We start from the raw sequence: 18687 nt of genomic DNA, 5'->3' as shown, positions 1-18687 counted from the left end.
AGATGTGTTTAACAGACAGCGTCTGACCTGCGAGGATAGGAATCATGGATAAGCAGCAGGAGTTCGTGCTCCGGACGCTCGAAGAGCGCGACATCCGCTTTGTGCGCCTGTGGTTCACCGACGTGCTGGGCTTTCTGAAGTCGGTCGCGGTGGCGCCGGCCGAGCTCGAGCAGGCCTTCGACGAGGGTATGGGGTTCGACGGGTCGGCGATCGAGGGCTTCGCCCGGGTCTACGAGTCCGACATGATCGCCAAGCCGGATCCGAGCACCTTCCAGATCATCCCGTGGCGCGCGGAAGCCCCCGGCACGGCACGGATGTTCTGCGACATCCTGATGCCCGACGGCTCCCCCTCGTACGCGGACCCGCGCTACGTCCTCAAGCGCATCCTCGCCAAGACCTCCGACCTCGGCTTCACCTTCTACACCCACCCCGAGATCGAGTTCTTCCTGCTCAAGGACAAGCCGGTCGACGGCTCGCGCCCGGTCCCCGCGGACTCCTCCGGGTACTTCGACCACACCCCGACCAACGTCGGCATGGACTTCCGCCGCCAGGCCATCACCATGCTCGAATCCATGGGCATCTCCGTGGAGTTCTCGCACCACGAGGGCGCCCCGGGCCAGCAGGAGATCGACCTGCGGTACGCGGACGCGCTGTCGACCGCCGACAACATCATGACCTTCCGGCTCATCATGAAGCAGGTCGCGCTGGAGCAGGGCGTCCAGGCCACGTTCATGCCGAAGCCGTTCTCGGAGTACCCCGGCTCCGGAATGCACACCCACCTCTCCCTCTTCGAGGGAGACCGAAACGCCTTCCACGAGTCCGGCTCCGAGTACCAGCTCTCCAAGGTGGGCCGCTCCTTCATCGCGGGCCTGCTGCACCACGCCGGCGAGATCTCCGCGGTCACCAACCAGTGGGTCAACTCCTACAAGCGCATCTGGGGCGGCTCGCAGCGCACTGCGGGCGCCGGCGGCGAGGCTCCCTCGTACATCTGCTGGGGCCACAACAACCGCTCCGCGCTGATCCGCGTGCCGATGTACAAGCCGGGCAAGACCGGTTCGACCCGCGTCGAGGTCCGCTCCCTGGACTCCGGCGCCAACCCGTACCTCGCCTACGCGGTGCTGCTCGCGGCCGGCCTCAAGGGCGTCGAGGAGGGGTACGAGTTCCCGGCCGGCGCCGAGGACGACGTGTGGGCGCTGACCGACGCCGAGCGCCGCGCGATGGGCATCCAGCCGCTGCCGCAGAACCTGGGCGAGGCCATCGCCCTGATGGAGCGCAGCGACCTGGTCGCCGAGACCCTGGGCGAGCACGTCTTCGACTTCTTCCTCCGCAACAAGAAGCAGGAGTGGGAGAAGTACCGCTCCGAGGTCACCCCGTTCGAGCTGCGCGAGAACCTGCCGGTGCTTTGATCGGTCAATGGGTTTGACCTGCAAGGTAAGGACCGCATAAGGTCCAGCTCCCAACGACGGCCTGATCACAGGGACAGGCCGCGGTTTCATTGTCCGTGGGGGGACCACGAATGAACTGGTACCTGGCCGTTCTCAAGAAGTACGTGACGTTCAGCGGTCGTGCGCGTCGCAAGGAATACTGGATGTTCGCGCTGTTCAGCACGGTCATCAGCATCGTGCTGACCGCTGCCGACAGCGCTCTGGACATCAGCCTCCTCAGCCTCGTCTACAGCCTCGCCGTCCTTCTCCCGAGCCTTGCCGTGACCGTGCGGCGGCTGCACGACACCGACCGGTCGGGGTGGTGGATCCTGATCGGGATCGTGCCGATCCTCGGCTGGATCGCGCTGCTCGTCTTCACCGTCCTCGAGGGCGACCAGGGTGACAACGCCCACGGGCCGAACCCCAAGCTGGCGCCGGCCCAGGCGTGACCCAACGCGCGGGGCGGCGGGCGGCGTTGGCCGCCCGCCGCCCTCGCGCGTTTCCGGGGGAGTTCCGTTCCGGTGGGCGTTCCGTTTCCGGGGATCGCGAGGCATGCGGGGACCCCCGGGGATGCCCGGGAAGCGCCGCGTACTACGCGAAGCGCCAGCGCGTCTGGCTGAACGGGCTGCCCTTGCCGAAGCCGAAGACCGTACGCGGCGCCACCTCGTAGACCACGGCGCGGCCCCGGCCGTGGTGGAAGTAGCCGTCGTGGGCCTCGAAGTGCCAGAACTCCCCGTACTTCGCCTCCCAGGCCGCGGCCAGGACGCGCAACCGGGCGTCGTCGGCGACGCGTACCGCCGCTCCCTCGACCACCACGTCGTAGCCCCGGTCCCAGGTGTTGTTGCCCGTGGTCAGGACGGTCTCCGGGTTCTCTGCGAGGTTGCGGCCCTTGCGTTCCTCCGCGCCGGTGCAGAAGTGCAGTGAGCTGTCCAACCACACCGCGGGCAGCGGGGTCACGTGGGGGCGGCCGTCGGGGCGGACCGTGGAGATCCAGAACAGCTCGGCCTCCTCGAGGAGCGCGGCGACCTCGGGCCACGGCCTCGCCACCGCCTCGGCTTCGCTGTAGTCGGTGTTCACCTCGGCCCGCGGCTGCCGGTCCGCGGTGTTCCGCTTGCCCGCCGTATCGTCGACCATGTCCTCGACCTCCTGGCTTCCGTAATCGTCCCTTTCCGGTACCGACCCCGCCAGCGGGCGGGATTCATCGGTAACCGTCGGTATCCACAGGCTCTCTCGGGTTGTGGCGACTGCGATTAGGCTCTGAGGCGGACCTTGATCTGGGCCGTGGTCGGGCCTGAGTGGGCGGGCGGACGGGAGGACCGGGAATGACGGCGCCGGGGCGTAGGAGCAGCACGTTCACGCAGCTGCTCCGGCATGGCTTCACCGACCCATCCGCCGCCGCCCGGCTGCTGGAGAGCCCGGGCCTGTCCGCCGTCCGCTCCGACCCGGTGCTGCTCGACGCGCTGGGCGGCACCGCCGATCCCGACCAGGCGCTGGCCGGCCTGGTGCGGCTGGTCGAGGCGCTGGAGGGGCAGGGCGCCGAGGCGCACACGCTGCTCGACACGCTTGTGACCGCCAAGCCGCTGCGCGACCGGCTGCTCGGGGTGCTCGGCGCCTCCGAGGCGCTCGGCGACCACCTCGCCCGGCACCCCCTCGACTGGCACACCCTCGTCACCTACGAGTCGGCCGATCTGCACCCGGGCGTCGCGGAGTTCGAGGACCTGCTGGACGGGGTGGCCGACCGCGACCAGCTGCGGGCCGCCTACCGCCGCTGCCTGCTGACGATCGCCGCGCGCGACGTGTGCGGGACGACCGATCTGGCCGACACCGCCGCCGAGTTGGCCGACCTGGCCACCGCCACCCTGCGCGCCGCCCTCGCCCTCGCCGGGGCCGAGGCGCCCCAGGACGCCGCCGCCTGCCGGCTCGCGGTGATCGCGATGGGCAAGTGCGGGGGCCAGGAACTGAACTACGTGTCGGACGTGGACGTCATCTTCGTCGCCGAGGCCGCCGACGGGGTAGCGGCCGGAACCGCTGACGGGGCCGCGGCCGGGGCCGACGAGGGCAAGGCCCTCCAGGCCGCGACCCGGCTCGCCTCGCACATGATGCGGATCTGCTCCGACACCACGGCCGAAGGCGCCATCTGGCCCGTCGACGCCAACCTGCGGCCCGAGGGCCGCAACGGGCCGCTCGTGCGGACCCTCTCCAGCCATCTCGCGTACTACCAGCGCTGGGCCAAGACCTGGGAGTTCCAGGCCCTCCTCAAGGCCCGCCCCGTCGCCGGAGACCTGACGCTGGGTCAGGAGTACGTGGACGCGGTCGCGCCGATGGTCTGGCAGGCCGCCAAACGGGAGAACTTCGTCGCCGACGTGCAGCAGATGCGGCGCCGCGTGGTCGACAACATCCCCGCCGACCGGCTCGAACGCGAGCTGAAGCTCGGCCCCGGGGGCCTGCGGGACGTGGAGTTCGCCGTGCAGCTGCTGCAACTCGTGCACGGCCGCGCCGACGCCACGCTGCGCAGCGCCACCACCCTCGAAGCGCTGGGCGCGCTGGCCGCCGGCGGCTACGTGGGGCGGGCCGACGCCGCCTCCCTCGACGCCGCCTACCGCTTCCTGCGCTCCCTGGAGCACCGCATCCAGCTCCACAAGCTGCGCCGCACCCATCTGATCCCCGAGGACGAGGCCGACCTGCGCCGCCTGGGCCGCTCCCTGGCCCGCAGCTACGGCTGGCCCGCCGGCAGCGAGCCCGTCGCCACCCTGCACGCCGAGTGGCGGCGCCACGCGCGCGAGGTCCGGCGGCTGCACGAGAAGTTGTTCTACCGGCCGCTGCTGGACGCCGTGGCCGACCTGGAATCCGCCGAGGCGCGGTTGTCCCCGCGCGCCGCGCGCCAGCGCCTGGAGGCGCTCGGATACGCCGACCCGGCCTCCGCCCTGCGCCACTTGGAGGCGCTGGCCTCGGGCGTGACCCGCAAGTCCGCGATCCAGCGCACGCTGCTGCCGGTGCTGCTCGGCTGGTTCGCCGACTCCGCCGACCCCGACGCCGGGCTCCTCAACTTCCGCAAGGTCTCCGACGCCTTGGGCAAGACGCCGTGGTACCTGCGGCTGCTGCGGGACGAGGGCGCGGCCGCCGAGAACCTGGCGCGGGTGCTGTCCGCCGGGCGGTTCGCGCCCGACCTGCTGCTGCGGGCGCCCGAGGCCGTCGCCCTGCTCGGCGACCCCGAGGGGCTCAAGCCGCGCGGGCGGGACCTTCTGGAGCAGGAGATCCTCGCCGCAGTCGGGCGTGCCGACGGCGGCGAGCAGGCGATCGCCGCCGCGCGCGGCGTGCGGCGGCGCGAGCTGTTCCGCACCGCCGCGACCGACATCATCGGGGCGTACGGCACCGAGCTGAGCCCCGCCGAGACCGACCACGGCTGGTCGGCCGACCTGGTCGGCGGCGCTGTCAGCGACCTCAACGCGGCCACCATCGCGGGCGCGCTGCGGGCCGCCGTGCGCGACAAGTGGGATGACGAACTGCCCACCCGCTTCACGGTGATCGGCATGGGCCGCTTCGGCGGGCACGAACTGAGCTACGGCTCCGACGCGGACGTCCTGTTCGTGCACGAACCGCGCGACGGGGTCGGCGAACAGGAGGCGGCCGAGGCGGCGTTCGCCGTCGCCAACGAGATGCGGCGGCTGCTCCAACTCCCCACCGCCGACCCGCCGCTGCCCATCGACGCCGACCTGCGGCCGGAGGGGAAGTCGGGGCCACTGGTGCGCAGCCTTGCCTCGTACGCCGCGTACTACCGGCGCTGGTCGCTGGTCTGGGAGAGCCAGGCGCTGCTGCGGGCCGAGCCCGTGGCGGGCGACGCCGACCTGGGGGCGCGGTTCACCGAACTGATCGACCCGCTGCGCTACCCAGCCCAGGGCCTGGGCGAGGAGGCCGTGCGGGAGATCCGCCGCCTCAAGGCCCGCATGGAGTCCGAGCGGTTGCCGCGCGGCGCGGACCGCACGACACACACCAAGCTGGGGCGCGGCGGGCTGTCCGACGTGGAGTGGACCGTGCAGCTGCTCCAGCTGCGGCACGGCTGGGAGGAGCCGGGCCTGCGCACGACCCGTACGCGTGAGGCGCTGCGGGCCGCCGAGACGGCCGGGCTGCTGTCCGGCGAGTACGCCGAAGTCCTCGACGAGGCCTGGGTGCTGGCCACCCGCGTCCGCAACGCGGTCACCCTCGTCCGCGGCCGCCCCGGCGACACCTTCCCCACCGACGGCCGCGAACTGGCCGCCGCGGGCCGCTACCTGGGCTACGGCCCCGGCCGGGTGGGCGAGATGCTGGACGACTACCGCCGAGTGACCAGACGGGCACGCACGGTGGTGGAGGAGTTGTTCTACGACGCCTAGGTTTGCGGCTGAGCGCGCGGGGGCCTGGTTGCGGTCTGCTGGGCGCCACCGGGCCACGCCACCGTCGTCGGCCACTCGCCCGCCGTCGAGGCGGGAGGGTTTTGCGCTGCGCACAGCCGAATGCCAAGCACCCTGCTGCGGCGGGAGGTCGCTCACCGACCTCGCGCCGCCGGACGCCGAGCACTCTGCTGCGGCGGGAGGCCGTTCACCGACCGGTGGGAAGACATCCGCCGCGGTGGCGCGGATCACTGCGGTGCGGCCTGGGTGGGGTGCCTCCGCCCGGCCGGGTTGGGCGCCTCCCGGCGGCAGCCGGGGGAGCCGAACCCGCCGCAACGGACGGAGGTCTCTACAGGAGCCCCGCCCCGGAGGGGCTACGCCACCGGCCGGAGTTCGAGTTCCGGTTCGTCGGTCGGGACGTGGCGCGGGAGGCGGTGGGGGAGGTGGGCGTACCACGCGAAGGAGACGGCGAAGCCGAAGGCCAGGCACAGCAGGCCGCCGACCGCGTCCAGCCAGAAGTGGTTGGCGGTGGCGACGATGACCAGCAGCGTCGTCGCCGGGTAGAGGACGCCCAGCACCTTTGCCCACGGCGGCCGCGCCAGCGCCGCGATGATCAGTCCGCACCACACCGACCACCCGATGTGCATCGACGGCATCGCCGCGTACTGGTTGGACACCGACGCCAGATTGCCCGAGGCCATCGAGCCCCACGTGCCGTGCACCAGCACCGTGTCGACGAACCCCTCGCCCGACATCAGCCGCGGCGGCGCCAGCGGATAGAGGTAGTAGCCCAGCAGCGCCACCCCCGTGGTGGCGAAGAGCGCCAGCCGTGCCGCCGCGTAACGGCCCGGGTGCGCACGGTAGAGCCACACCAGTACACCGATGGTGACGATGAAGTGCAGCGTCGCGTAGTAGTAGTTCATGCCGACGATCAGCCACTCCACGGAGTTCACCGCGTGGTTGACCGTCTTCTCCACCGCGATCCCCAGCGCGTGCTCCGCGCGCCAGATCCAGTCGGCGTTGGAGAGCGCCGCCCGCTTCTGCTCCGGGACGGCGTTGCGGACCAGCGAATAGGTCCAGTAGCTGACGGCGATGAGGAGGACCTCGAACCACAGGCGCGGCCTGCGCGGAGTCCGCCACCGGTTCAACCGGTCCCACCGTTCCGACCTGGCACGCGACCGCTGCGCCGGATGGTCCGAACGCTCCTCGATGGGTGACGGAGCGGCAGTCCGGCTGCCTTCCCGAGTCCTCACAGTCGCTTCACCCATAGTGCGACAGTCTGCCAGATCCAGGCCTTCTGCAGATCATTCGCCGGTCGGTTCTTCTTCACCCACGCTACGCCTCAGGGAGGACCCCCGCCCCCTGGGGGACGGCCGCCGTCGACCCGCGAACTACCAGCTCAGGAAGGAAGACGAACTCGGTGTGCGGGGCCGGCGTCCCCCCGATCTCCTCCAGCAGCGCACGCACCGCGGCCTGCCCCATCGCGGGCACCGGCTGCCGGATCGTCGTCAGTGGAGGATCGGTGAAGGCGATCAGCGGCGAGTCGTCGAAACCGATCACCGACAGCTGCCCCGGCACGTCGAGACCGAGCTGCCGCCCGGCCCGCACCGCGCCCAGCGCCATCATGTCGCTCGCGCACACCACCGCCGTACAGCCCCGCTCGATCAGCGCCCCGGCCGCCGCCTGCCCGCCCTCCAGCGTGAACAGCGAGTGCTGTACGAGCTGTCGCGCCCGCGCCGCCGGCACCCCGAGGCTCTCCTCCATGGCGCGCAGAAAGCCCTCGATCTTCCGCTGCACCGGAACGAACCGCTCCGGCCCCAGCGCGAGCCCGATCCGCTCGTGCCCCAGCGACGCGAGGTGAGTGATCGCCAGCCGCATCGCGGCCCGGTCGTCCGGTGAGACGAACGGCGCCCGTACCCGTGGCGAGAAGCCGTTGATGAGCACGAACGGCACCCCCCGCGCCCGCAGCCGCTCGTAGCGCTGCGGGTCGGCGGAGGTGTCGGCGTGCAGCCCGGAGACGAAGATGATCCCGGAGACCCCGCGGTCCACCAGCATCTCCGTCAGCTCGTCCTCGGTGGAGCCGCCCGGCGTCTGCGTCGCCAGCACCGGCGTGTACCCCTGCCGGGTCAGCGCCTGCCCGATGACCTGCGCGAACGCCGGGAAGATCGGGTTCTCCAACTCGGGTGTGATCAGCCCCACCAGGCCCTCGCTGCGCTGCCGCAGCCGCACCGGACGCTCGTAGCCGAGCACGTCCAGCGCGGCCAGTACGGACTGCCGGGTGCCCGCCGCCACGCCGGGCTTCCCGTTGAGCACCCGGCTGACCGTCGCCTCGCTGACCCCCGCCTGCGCGGCGATGTCGGCGAGGCGGGCGGTCGGGGGGCGGGGCTGGGACTGCGTCGGATGCACTGGTTCCGGTTCCATCTCACTCAAACTGCCCACCACACACAGCTGTCGGCCGCGATCCGCACCGTGCTGCTCTCGACGACCGCGCCGCTGTCGACGACCGGGTCGTCCGTGGCGAGCACCGGCCGCCCCGGAACGGGGAGTTCCACCTCCCGGCCGAGCGTGTTGAGCGTACAGACGAACCCCGGCCGGGAGATGGCCAGCACCCCGTCCGGGGCGGCCAGCCAGGCCATCGGCCCGTCACCGAGCCCGGGCAGTTCGCGGCGCAGCGCGAGCGCCGAGCGGTACAGCTCCAGCGTCGAGCGCGGGTCGCCGGACTGCGCCGCCACCGACAACTCCCGCCAGTGGTCGGGCTGCGGCAGCCAGCTTCCGCCCGGCCCGAACCCGTACGGCGCCTCCTCCCCGGACCACGGGATCGGCACCCGGCAGCCGTCGCGGGTGCCGTCCTGCCCGGCGCCGCGGAAGAACGCCGGGTCCTGGCGCACCTCATCGGGCAGGTCCTCGACCTCCGGCAGGCCCAGCTCCTCGCCCTGGTAGACGTACGTCGACCCGGGCAGCGCCAGCACCAGCAGCGCCGCCGCCCTGGCCCGGCGCAGCCCGCGCTCGCCGCCGCCGTAACGGGTGGGGTGGCGTACGACGTCGTGGTTGGACAGCACCCACGTGGCGGGCGCGCCGACCGAGGCGGTCGCGGCGAGCGAGCCGTCGATCACCCCGCGCATGGCCGCCGCGTCCCACGAGCAGGTCAGGAAGTGGAAGTTGAAGGCCTGGTGCAGCTCGTCCGGGCGCACATACAGCGCGAGGCGCGCGGCGCTGGGTGCCCAGGCCTCCGCGACGCCGACGCGGGGGCGGCCGTCGGCTGCGCCGTAGGAGTCGAGCAGCCGCCGCCAGGAGCGGTGGATCTCGTGCACCCCGTCCTGGTCGAAGAACGGCAGCACTTGCGTGCCGATCATCTTGGCCTGCTCGCGGGCGCCGATGTCCGGCAGGCCCTCGGCCTTGACCATGCCGTGGGCGACGTCGACACGGAACCCGTCGACCCCGAGGTCCAGCCAGAACCGCAGGATCGACTCGAACTCCTCGCGCACCGCGGGATGATCCCAGTTCAGGTCGGGCTGCTCGGGCGCGAACAGGTGCAGGTACCAGGCGCCGTCGGGGGTCCTGGTCCAGGCTGGGCCGCCGAAGACCGACTCCCAGTCGTTGGGCGGCAGTTCGCCCCGCTCGCCCCGGCCCGGGTGGAAGTGGTACAGCTCCCGTTCCGGGCCGCCCGCCAGCGCCGCCCGGAACCAGGGGTGCTGGTCGGAGGTGTGGTTGGGCACGATGTCGACGATCACCTTCAGGCCGAGCCGGTGGGCCTCCCGTACGAGGTCGTCGGCGTCGGAGAGGGTGCCGAACAGCGGGTCCACGGCGCGGTAGTCGGCCACGTCGTAGCCGCCGTCGGCCTGCGGGGAGGCGTAGAACGGGGTGAGCCACACCGCGTCCACGCCCAGTTCCGCCAGATACGGCAGCCGCTCGCGGATGCCGCGCAGGTCGCCGATGCCGTCGCCGTCGCTGTCCGCGAACGACCGCACGTACACCTGGTAGATGACGGCGTCCCGCCACCAGCCCCCGGCCCGCTGGTCGGGGCAGGGCTGCTCGGCGGGCTCGTCGCGTACGGACGGGGCGAGGTCCTGGGTCATGGTGCGTCCCTATCGGGTGGGCCCGGGTGCCCGGGCTCTGCGTCGTACAAGGTTGCGTGTCCAGTCTTGTGCGGGAGACCCCCGCGGCCCCGCGAGCAACGCGCCGCGTGCGGTTCTGTGACGAAGGGCTGCGACGAAGGGCTGCGACGAAGGGCTGCGACGAAGGGCTGCGACGAAGGGCTGTGACGAAGGGTGGGGCCGTAAGGCGTGGGCTATCCCTTGCTGCCTCCCGCGGTCAGCCCGGCCACCAGGTGCTTCTGCGCGAAGAAGAACAGCAGCCCCGCCGGGATCATGATCAACACGGCGGAGGCGGTCAGCAGCCCCCACTCCGCGCGGTGCGGCCCGACGAAGGTCTGCATCCCGACCGCGAGGGTGTAGTGCTCCTCGCTGCTCAGGAACTGGGTCGCGAAGGCGACTTCGCCCCAGGCCGTCAGGAAGGTGTAGAAGGCGGTCACGGCCAGGCCCGGCCGCGCCAGCGGCACGATCAGCCGCCAGAACGTGCCGAACGGGGTGAGGCCGTCGACCCGCCCCGCCTCGTCGATGTCGGCCGGGATCGAGTCGAAGTAGCCCTTCAGCATCCACGCGCAGAACGGCACCGCCACCGAGCAGTACGTGATGATCAGCCCGCCGTGGCTGTCCAGTAGGCCCAGCCTCCCCAGCAGGTTGTAGAGCGGCACGATCAGCACCGCCACCGGGAACATCTGGAACACCAGGAAGGACCACATCAGCGACCGGTGGCCGGGGAAGCGCATCCGCGACACCGCGTAGCCGGCGCTGGCCGAGATGAGCACCCCGACCAGCATGGTGCCGGCGGCCACGACCGCGGAGTTCAGGAACCAGGTCGCGAACCCGGTGCGGCCCAGCACCTGCGCGTAATTGGCGAGCGTGAACCCCGCCATCTCCATCGGATGGGCCCAGCCGCTCTCGCCGCGCAGCGACACCAGCGCGATGAACGCGATGGGGAAGAGCGCGACCAGCGAGGCCAGGACGAGGACGGCGTGCAGGGCGGCGGAGGCGGCCCGGGAGCGCTCCCCGCGGGCTCTGGTACCCCGGCGAGACGGGTGCCCCGCGGGAAGGCCGCTCATCGCGCCACCTCCTGACGGCCCAGCAGCCGGCGGTAGAAGACGGAGAAGACCAGCAGCAGGGAGAGGATCACGATCCCGTACGAGGCGGAGCCCGCGTAGTCGCGCACGCCCTGGAAGGCGAGCCGGTAGGCGTACGTCACCAGGATCTCGCTCTCCGTGCCGCCCGCCTGCCCGATGACGAGATAGATGATCGGGAACATGTTGAACGTCCAGATGGTGCCCAGCAGGACGACCGTCCCGCTGACCGGCCGCAGCCCCGGCAGCGTCACGTTCCGGAACCGCTGCCAGGCCGACGCCCCGTCCATCTCGGCCGCCTCGTGCAACTCGCGCGGGATCGACTGGAGCCCGCCGAGCAGCGCGACCATCATGAACGGCACGCCCAGCCAGGTGTTGACCGCCACCACCGACACCTTCTGGACCAGCGGATCCCCCAGCCAGTCGACGGCCCCGACACCGGCCTTAGCCAGCAGCGCGTTGAGCACGCCGTTGTCGGTGTTGTACATCAGCTTCCACGCGAACGCGGCGACGAACGGTGGCACCGCCCACGGCAGGATCAGCAGCACCCGGTACAGCGACCGGCCCCTGACCCGCCGGTTGAGCAGCATCGCCAGGCCCAGACCGATCGTGTAGTGCAGGAGGACGCAACTGGCCGTCCACACCACCGTCCACGACAGCCGCGGATAGAACGACCCCTCCCTGCCGGAGAGGATGTTCCAGTAGTTGTCGAAACCGATGAAGCGGTACGTCGCCGGGACCTCGAAGTCGCCGATCGTGCGGCCGATGTTCGCCTCGTTGGCGTCGGTGAAGGACAGGAAGATCCCGCGCCCGAGCGGATACCCGACCAGCACGGCCAGCACCGCGACCACGGGCAGCACCATGGCCCACGCGTACCAGTGGTCGGCGTACGAGCGGCGGGCGCGGGCCAGGAGGCCGCCGGGGTTCCGCTTCCTGTCCCGGTTCCGCTCGGTACCGGGGATCGCCTCCGCCGTACCGGAGTTGGTGAGGGCTGTGGTCATCGCGTCAGCCGACCTCGTAGTCCTTGATCAGCTTGGCCTGCCACTCCTCGGCGAGGGCGTCAAGGCCCGCCTTCGGGGTGGCCTGGCCGCGGAGGATCCGCACATAGTGCTGGTCGAAGGTGACGAACAGGTCGCCGACGCCGGGGACGGCGGGGCGGGCCCTGGAGGTGGCCAGCGCGTCCTGGAACGCCTTCTTCACCGGGTCGGCGGTGACCTCCGCGGTGTACGCCGAGGTGCGGGTCGGCAGGGTGCCCAGCTCCTCGGCCGTGTACTCCTGGCTCGCCTTGGAGGTCATGAACCTTACGAACAGGTAGGAGGCGTCGAGGTTCTTCGAGCCGCGGTAGACCGCGTAGTTGTGGCCGCCGATGGGCGCCGCGCCCTTGCCGGTCGAGCCCGCAGGGATGGGCGCGATGCCGAGGTTTGCCTTGTCCTTGAAGGCCTTGCCGGTGTAGTCGTCGGCGGTCGACCAAGGGCCGTTGACGACCATGGCGACCTTGCCGTCCTTGAACGCCGTCTGCATGGCGACGTAGCCGTCGGTGGTGGCGGGCTTCAGGGAGACCCCCGACTTCACCATCTCCAGGGCGGTCTCCACGCCCTTGACGGCCTCCGGCGAGTTCACGGTGATCCTCTTGCCCGGGACGTCGAGCATGTCGCCGCCCTCGCCGTAGACGAACGGCAGGGAGAAGTAGCCCTCGGGGTTGAGCTGGGTGCCTGCGACCCCGGTCCTCTCCTTGATCGTCTTTGCGGTCTCGGTGAACTCCTCCCAGGTGGAGGGCGGTTCGGAGATCCCGGCCTTCTCGAAGACCGCCTTGTTGTAGAGGAGCGCGAGAGTGTCGGTGACCTGCGGGACGCCCACCGTCCTGCCCTTGAACTTCGCCGTGGACATCGGGCCCGGAAGGAAGTCGTCCGCGTTGTCGAGCGCGGCCGTGCCGTCCAGCGGCTGCAGATAGCCGAGGTTGGCGAAGCCCGCGGTCCAGCCGACATCCGTGCGCAGTACGTCGGGGGCGCCCTTGCCGGACTGGGCGGCGGTCTTGAACTTCTGCTCGGCGGCGTCGAAGGACACCGGTACGCGTTTGACGTCGATCTTCGGGTACTTCTTCTCGAAGTCCGCGACCAGCTTCTCGTACGCCGGGCCCTCCGCCTCGTTGGAGGTGTCCCACCAGGTGACCGCGCCGGAGACGGCGCCGGGGTCGCTCGCGGCCTTCGATCCGTCGTTGCCGCCCGCGTCGCCGCCGCCCCCGCAGCCCGTCGCCGCCACCGCCAGAGTCAGCGCGCCGACCGCGGTCGCTATACCTCTTCGCATCAGAACTCCCCGTCCCAGAGAGAGGAAAGCCAGGATTGGTCCGGGCCCGGCGGGAAGGTAGCAGGGTTGCAATCTCTTGCGGAAGGGCTTGCAAGGGCGGATCAGGGGGCGTTTCCGGCTTGTTACGGGGGCGCGTCGCGGGGGTTGACCGGGCGGTGCGGGGCTCGTACGGTCGCGGCGGTGGCATGGGGGCTGACAGGTTGCTGACAGTTTTCTGCAAGAACTGTCAGCCAACTGCCGTACGGATGAGGCGTGTTGTCCGTTTCGGGGGCGGGAGCGTTGGGTGTTGTTCCGGCGTGCGCACACCCCCTCCTTATTTCTAGCGTGCAGGAGGGGTTATGGGCGTTAGAACCTTGCTCACCCGGGTCGGGTTGGCGGCGCTGATGGTCTCGCTCGCCGTGCCCGGCCTTTCGTCGGACCTGCGGGAGGCGGGGCAAGTGGCGGCGCCCACGCCCGCGGTGCCTGTGCCTGCGGTGCCTGTGTCTGCGGTGCCTGTGTCTGCGGTGCCTGTGTCTGCGGTGCCGCCCGGGGACAGGGACGTCACGGCTGTCCTCTTCGAGTGGCGCTTCGACTCGGTCGCCCGCGCCTGCACGCAGTCGCTCGGCCCGGCGGGCTACGGCGCCGTCCAGGTCTCGCCACCCCAGGAGCGCATCCAGGGCAGCCAGTGGTGGACCTCGTACCAGCCCGTCAGCTACCGGATCGCCGGGCGGCTCGGCGACCGCGCCGCCTTCCAGGACATGGTCGCCACCTGCCACGCGGCGGGTGTCCGGGTCGTCGTGGACGCGGTCATCAACCACATGGCGGCCGGGGACGGCACCGGCACCGGCGGCTCGCCGTACACGAAGTACGACTACCCCGGCACGTATTCGGCCGCCGACCTCGACGACTGCCGGACGCCCGTCAGCGACTACCGGGACCGCCGCGACGTCCAGGACTGCGAACTGGTGGGCCTGGCGGACCTGGACACGGGGGAAGCGTACGTACGCGACCGGATCGCCGCGTACCTCGACGACCTGCTGTCGCTGGGCGTCGACGGGTTCCGCATCGACGCTGCCAAACACATGCCTGCCACCGATCTGGCAGCCGTCAAGGGCAGGCTGACCGACCCGGGCGTCCACTGGAAACAGGAGGTCATCCAGGGCGCGGGCGAAGCGGTGTCGCCCGAGGAGTACCAGCCCACCGGAGACGTCCAGGAGTTCCGCTACGCCCGCGACCTCAAGCGCGTCTTCCAGAGCGAGCGACTGTCGTACCTCCACAACTACGGCGAGGGCTGGGGCTACCTCCCGAGCGCCGGCGCCGCCGTTTTCGTCGACAACCACGACACCGAGCGCGGCGGCGACACCCTCAACTACAAGGACGGCGCCGACTACACCCTCGCCAACGTCTTCATGCTCGCCTGGCCCTACGGCGCGCCCGACATCAACTCCGGCTACGAGTGGACCGACCGCGACGCGGGCCCGCCCAACGACAGGACGGCGGCGGCCTGTTGGGACGGAGAAGCTTCCCGGCCGGAGGCCGGGGGAGGCTGGACATGCCAGCACCAGTGGCCGGAGATCGCCTCGATGGTCGCCTTCCGCAACGCGGTCCGCGGCACACCCGTCACCGACTGGTGGGACAACGGCAACAACGCGATCGCCTTCGCCCGCGGCAACAAGGGCTTCGTGGCGATCAACCACGAGCCGGCGCCGCTGACCCACACTTACGAGCCCCCCTCCCGGCGGGCCGCTACTGCGACGTCCAGACCGCCACGCCGGTAACGGTAAACACCGCGGGCCAGCTCACAGCAACACTGGCCCCGAACACGGCGCTGGCGGTGTACGCGGTGGCGGGCGACTGCGGCTGAGGCGCGCCGATCCGCGTCGATCGAGGCCGCCTCCAGAACACTGCGCCTGCTTCCCCCGCTCGTCGTTACCACTGCGGGCAGGTGTAGCCGGGTCGTACGCGGTGTGGGCTGCACGCGATGAGGTTCAGCGAGAGGAATCGCTCGCCGCTGATCCACCACCCTCCGACCACGTCCTCCCCGGTGGCCAGGGCGTGCACGTACTCTTCCCGAACCGGGACGGAGGCGTAGGTGCCGACGAACAGGTCGGCGTGTGCGGTCAGTTGCTCAGTGTACCAGTCGGCGGCCGCTTCGGGTTCGTGGAAGGTGGCTCGGATGCGGTCAGGTGGTTTGAGGAGCCAGTCGGCGCACTTCAGCGGCATGACGGCCGCGCTGCGGAACTCCGGGTGGCCGGGGCGCCGGTGGGCGTCGCCGGGCTTGACGAGGACGCTGCCGTGGCCGAGCCAGGTGTATGCGTGGTGGTGAGGTCGGTTCATTGGTTTCCCGTTCAGGAGTGGCGGCCCCTGCCGGGGTAGGGGCCGCCTGGTGGGGCAACTACTTGCGTCCGCAGCCGTCTCCGTCGCCGCAGCCTCCGGACGGGTTGCCGCCGGTGCCGTCGTCCTCGTCACCGCCGTACTTGACCGGGTCGAGGCGGTATCGCATGGTGAGCTCCTCAGGTGCGTATGTCGGCGCGCGGTCCTTCCGCGCGTCGTCGTGCACTTGCCGTGGGTCCCTCTTCAAGGGGCCCGCCCGCTCCGGCCGTGTCCTGGCAGGGAATGGCGGCCGGAGCGGGAGTCTTCGGGTGAACCGGGCGGAGTCGACGGGGACTGCCGCAGTGCTCGGCAGGGCGCTGCCGCAGTGTTCAGCGGGGCTCGGCGAGGGACTTCAGGCCGTGGGCCCGAGCGCCGCGGTCGTGGCAGCGAAGAGCAGGTCGGGAGTGGTCAGCAGCCGGTGAGGCCTGGGCGGTACGAGCCACCGCAGCATGTGGTCCCGCAGCGTGCCGGGGACCATCAACTGGCAGCCGTCGCCGAGGATTTCGATGCCGTGCGCCGCCGGCACCTGCCGGCCCGTGGCGCTGCCTACCGGGATGAGCCAGGTGAGGCGGCGAGCGAGAAGGTCTTCGATGACCGCGCCGGTCCGCTGGTCGAGTCGCGCCAGGACGCGGTTGCCCCAGATGGTAGGCATCCCTACCGCGTCCCAGCCGATCACGGAGCCGCAGTGCGCGTTGCGCACGCCCGCCGTACGCGGGATCCACTCCAGAGACGAGATATCAGACGCAGCAGTCATCGCGTACCTCCAGGCCGACCTGGCCATCGCAACGGGGCATGACCAGCACGCTAGGCAGGGCGATTGCGCGTCCGTGCGTCGATTGTGCGCGATTGCGCGAGCGGCTACAGGGCTTGCAGCCGATTGCTCACGTGAGGTCCAGAGATCTCCGCGCGCGGCCGATCAATCGTCGCGCAGGCGCTCCGTACTCGGCGGACTCGGCGAGCCAGTCCCACGCCCGCTCGTACAGCGCGATGTCCTCGTCGCCCGTGAGCCAGAGTTCCTCGCTGATCGTCTCAACGATGACCAAACGCCTGTCATAGATCCAGAATGCGTGCGGGGCCGTACGGCGCAGCTGTGCACCGAAGGGCAGGATGCCCAGCTCGACACGGCGCTGACCGACGAGGTTGTACAGCCTGTCCAACTGCTCGGCCATCACGTCGACAGGGCATGACCGGTGGTACAGAGCGGCTTCGCATACGAGGAACCGAAACGTCTTCTCCGGGTCGTAGAGTGCTTCTTGCCGCCGCATCCGGGCTTCGACCGCGGCTTCGGTGGTGGGCGAAATACCGCGGAATTCTGCGTTGGCGTCGAAGATGACGCGGGCGTACTCCGGCGTCTGGAACAGGCCCGGGACGCGGGACACCTCAAGACCACGGATCGTCTTCGTGGCGTTGGTCTGCCGAACCGCGATCTCTTGGCGGCCGCGGTGCCCGCCGGCCAGCTGCCGCCGCCAGGACCGGTGCCGCTGCTTCATGTCCAGTCCTGCGAGCAGCCCGTGCAGCTCCGCTTCGGCTTCCGGGCGGCCAATCGCATGCGCCCAGGCGGTGAGATCCTCACGGGCCGGGGTCTGCTTGCCGTTCTGGAGGCGGGAGACCTTGGACGGCTGCCAGCCGATCTTGGAGGCGAGGTCCTTTCCGTCCAGACCGGCCTCGGCGCGCAGTTCACGCAGGCGCGCGCCGAGGGCTTCTCTCGCGGTCTGGAAGTCGGTGGTCACATGGTGGAACGTACCCGCCTGACGAATTCTTCGGTACGGACGGCGTGGTGCCACGCGGCATCTCGGGCCTGGCAGGCCGCGACCACTTCGGCAGGGTCTTCGGTGACGTACACGCCGAGGGTGGTGTCCTTGTCGTCGAAGGCAAATCGCACGAGGATCCTGGAGTCGATGAGCCAGAAGTCGTCCTCCGGCAGCCGAAGATCCTGTGCCTGGGCGCGGGTCAGGTTGCGGATGTCCTCGCCCGCTGCGACGTTGCCCGGGGCGCTGGCGAGGAGGAACTCCTGGCCTTGCGTCGCGGGTTCGTCGACAATCCGTACGCGCTCGAACCGTTTCCCCCTGGCGGTCTGCTCGACGACGTTCTCGCGCCAGGAGTTGGCCGGCTCGCCGGCGATGTCATCGCCGCGCAGCCAGCGTTGCCACTTCGGGCTGTTGCGGTCGGAGGCGTATCCGCGGCGCGTCTCCAGTCGCCACGCGGTGTGCTTGAAGCCGCGGAAGAGGTGCGAGATCGAGGTGAACGGCTGGAGTTCGGGGCTCGCGGTCCTGGGGGCATATCGAGTCAGCAGGCTGCGCGGGACGCGGACGAACGTCTCGGACGGCCTGACGTCGCGCAGCTGCGCGAGGTGCTCCGGGTCGGTCTCGCGGTCGCCCTGGACGAGGATTTCGTCGGTGCCCTCGATCTCATACAGGGTGGGGCAGTCGCCATCGTCGCTGGTCGTACCGAGGAACCTGAGTGTCATGTCGTCCTCCGTCTGCGAACTGGGTGGAGATCCAGCATGCGCGCGAAGGCGTGGGTGCGCCCGGAGATTGCAGCGGATTGCCCCTGTGGACCACTCGGCCTGGATTGCGCGAAATTTCGGCCCCTCTCCCACCGTTGTCCAAAGTGACGCGCCCGAGGGGTCGGATGTCAGCGACAAGGACATTACGGTCTGGGCGTTCTCCCGCAAGTTCGATGCCCTCCGCGCAGGCGCACTGGCGCCGGCCGAGACGCCCACATTCTTGAAACGACTAGCACGAGAGACGATGGCACTGTGACTCACCGCATGGCACCCGAAATTGCCCCCGAGGACGCCTGGTTCAGGTCTTCCCACAGCCAAGAGAACGCCACCGCGTGTGTCGAGATCGCTTGGATCAAGTCCTCCTACAGCGCAGAGAACGGCACCAACTGCATCGAGGGCGCCGACCTCGCCGCCACGTCCCATGTCGGTATTCGCGACTCCAAGGACAAGGCCGGGCCCGCGCTGGTTGTCCCGGCTGCCGCCTGGGCGGCGTTCGTCGCCGAGGTTCGGGCCGGAAGCTGGGACGGCGGCTTCATAGGCTGACCGCTGACCGCTGAC

The 18687-nt window shown here is 70.6% G+C and carries 15 protein-coding genes and 1 pseudogene; 5 read left to right on the top strand and 11 right to left on the bottom strand.

The window, feature by feature from the left end:
* Positions 1-44: 44 nt before the first annotated feature.
* Complete coding sequence (gene glnA / locus AOK16_RS13085; protein WP_055472433.1) at positions 45-1406, top strand: type I glutamate--ammonia ligase; 1362 nt, start codon at positions 45-47, stop codon at positions 1404-1406.
* A gap of 110 nt (positions 1407-1516) precedes the next feature.
* On the top strand, positions 1517-1873 hold the full coding sequence (locus tag AOK16_RS13080; RefSeq protein WP_055472432.1) for a DUF805 domain-containing protein: 357 nt from the start codon (positions 1517-1519) through the stop codon (positions 1871-1873).
* Between the two features lie 142 nt (positions 1874-2015).
* Here the strand turns inward: AOK16_RS13080 and AOK16_RS13075 are convergent, their stop codons facing one another.
* Entirely contained in the window at positions 2016-2558 is a 543-nt protein-coding gene (locus AOK16_RS13075) for a pyridoxamine 5'-phosphate oxidase family protein (RefSeq protein ID WP_055472431.1), read from the bottom strand.
* Between the two features lie 188 nt (positions 2559-2746).
* Between AOK16_RS13075 and AOK16_RS13070 the strand changes: the two genes are divergently transcribed.
* The gene (locus AOK16_RS13070; protein WP_055472430.1) at positions 2747-5794 is read left to right on the top strand and encodes a bifunctional [glutamine synthetase] adenylyltransferase/[glutamine synthetase]-adenylyl-L-tyrosine phosphorylase; all 3048 of its coding nucleotides are present in this window, start codon (positions 2747-2749) and stop codon (positions 5792-5794) included.
* A 371-nt stretch (positions 5795-6165) separates the two neighbouring features.
* Here AOK16_RS13070 and AOK16_RS13065 read toward each other — a convergent pair whose 3' ends face one another.
* The 6 genes from AOK16_RS13065 to AOK16_RS13040 form a co-directional block, all read right to left on the bottom strand.
* A complete protein-coding gene (locus AOK16_RS13065; RefSeq protein ID WP_055472429.1) occupies positions 6166-7059 on the bottom strand; it encodes a phosphatase PAP2 family protein in 894 nt (297 codons plus the stop codon).
* 67 nt (positions 7060-7126) lie between these two features.
* Positions 7127-8197 (bottom strand): LacI family DNA-binding transcriptional regulator, encoded by a 1071-nt coding sequence (locus tag AOK16_RS13060; RefSeq protein ID WP_276202499.1) that lies wholly within the window; start codon positions 8195-8197, stop codon positions 7127-7129.
* Between the two features lie 20 nt (positions 8198-8217).
* On the bottom strand, positions 8218-9867 hold the full coding sequence (locus AOK16_RS13055) for a glycoside hydrolase family 13 protein (protein ID WP_055472427.1): 1650 nt from the start codon (positions 9865-9867) through the stop codon (positions 8218-8220).
* Between the two features lie 212 nt (positions 9868-10079).
* Positions 10080-10952: a sugar ABC transporter permease gene (locus AOK16_RS13050; protein WP_055472426.1), complete on the bottom strand. Its 873-nt coding sequence runs from the start codon at positions 10950-10952 to the stop codon at positions 10080-10082.
* Positions 10949-11968 carry a carbohydrate ABC transporter permease gene (locus AOK16_RS13045; protein WP_079101325.1) on the bottom strand — a complete coding sequence of 340 codons (1020 nt, stop codon included), beginning with the start codon at positions 11966-11968 and terminating at the stop codon, positions 10949-10951. Before AOK16_RS13045 ends, AOK16_RS13050 begins: the two co-directional genes overlap by 4 nt.
* Before the next feature lie 4 nt (positions 11969-11972).
* Positions 11973-13271: an extracellular solute-binding protein gene (locus tag AOK16_RS13040; RefSeq protein WP_055472425.1), complete on the bottom strand. Its 1299-nt coding sequence runs from the start codon at positions 13269-13271 to the stop codon at positions 11973-11975.
* 419 nt (positions 13272-13690) lie between these two features.
* Between AOK16_RS13040 and AOK16_RS13035 the strand changes: the two are divergent.
* Positions 13691-15114: pseudogene (locus AOK16_RS13035) on the top strand (alpha-amylase).
* A 65-nt stretch (positions 15115-15179) separates the two neighbouring features.
* On the opposite strand, the gene AOK16_RS13030 reads toward AOK16_RS13035, so the two are convergent.
* The 4 genes from AOK16_RS13030 to AOK16_RS13015 all read right to left on the bottom strand — a co-directional run bounded on the left by AOK16_RS13030 (position 15180) and on the right by AOK16_RS13015 (position 18090).
* On the bottom strand, positions 15180-15587 hold the full coding sequence (locus tag AOK16_RS13030) for a hypothetical protein (protein WP_055472424.1): 408 nt from the start codon (positions 15585-15587) through the stop codon (positions 15180-15182).
* Positions 15588-15975: 388 nt separating this feature from the next.
* Positions 15976-16377: a hypothetical protein gene (locus tag AOK16_RS13025; protein WP_157859197.1), complete on the bottom strand. Its 402-nt coding sequence runs from the start codon at positions 16375-16377 to the stop codon at positions 15976-15978.
* A 127-nt stretch (positions 16378-16504) separates the two neighbouring features.
* Entirely contained in the window at positions 16505-17353 is an 849-nt protein-coding gene (locus AOK16_RS13020; RefSeq protein ID WP_055472422.1) for a helix-turn-helix domain-containing protein, read from the bottom strand.
* Complete coding sequence (locus AOK16_RS13015; protein ID WP_055472421.1) at positions 17350-18090, bottom strand: DUF6879 family protein; 741 nt, start codon at positions 18088-18090, stop codon at positions 17350-17352. Before AOK16_RS13015 ends, AOK16_RS13020 begins: the two co-directional genes overlap by 4 nt.
* A gap of 303 nt (positions 18091-18393) precedes the next feature.
* On the opposite strand from AOK16_RS13015, the gene AOK16_RS13010 reads away from it, so the two are divergent.
* The gene (locus AOK16_RS13010) at positions 18394-18672 is read left to right on the top strand and encodes a DUF397 domain-containing protein (protein WP_079101324.1); all 279 of its coding nucleotides are present in this window, start codon (positions 18394-18396) and stop codon (positions 18670-18672) included.
* Positions 18673-18687: the final 15 nt, after the last annotated feature.

Source organism: Streptomyces pathocidini, assembly GCF_001418495.1.
Lineage (GTDB): Bacteria > Actinomycetota > Actinomycetes > Streptomycetales > Streptomycetaceae > Streptomyces > Streptomyces pathocidini.
This window is presented reverse-complemented; position numbering and strand designations above follow the sequence as displayed.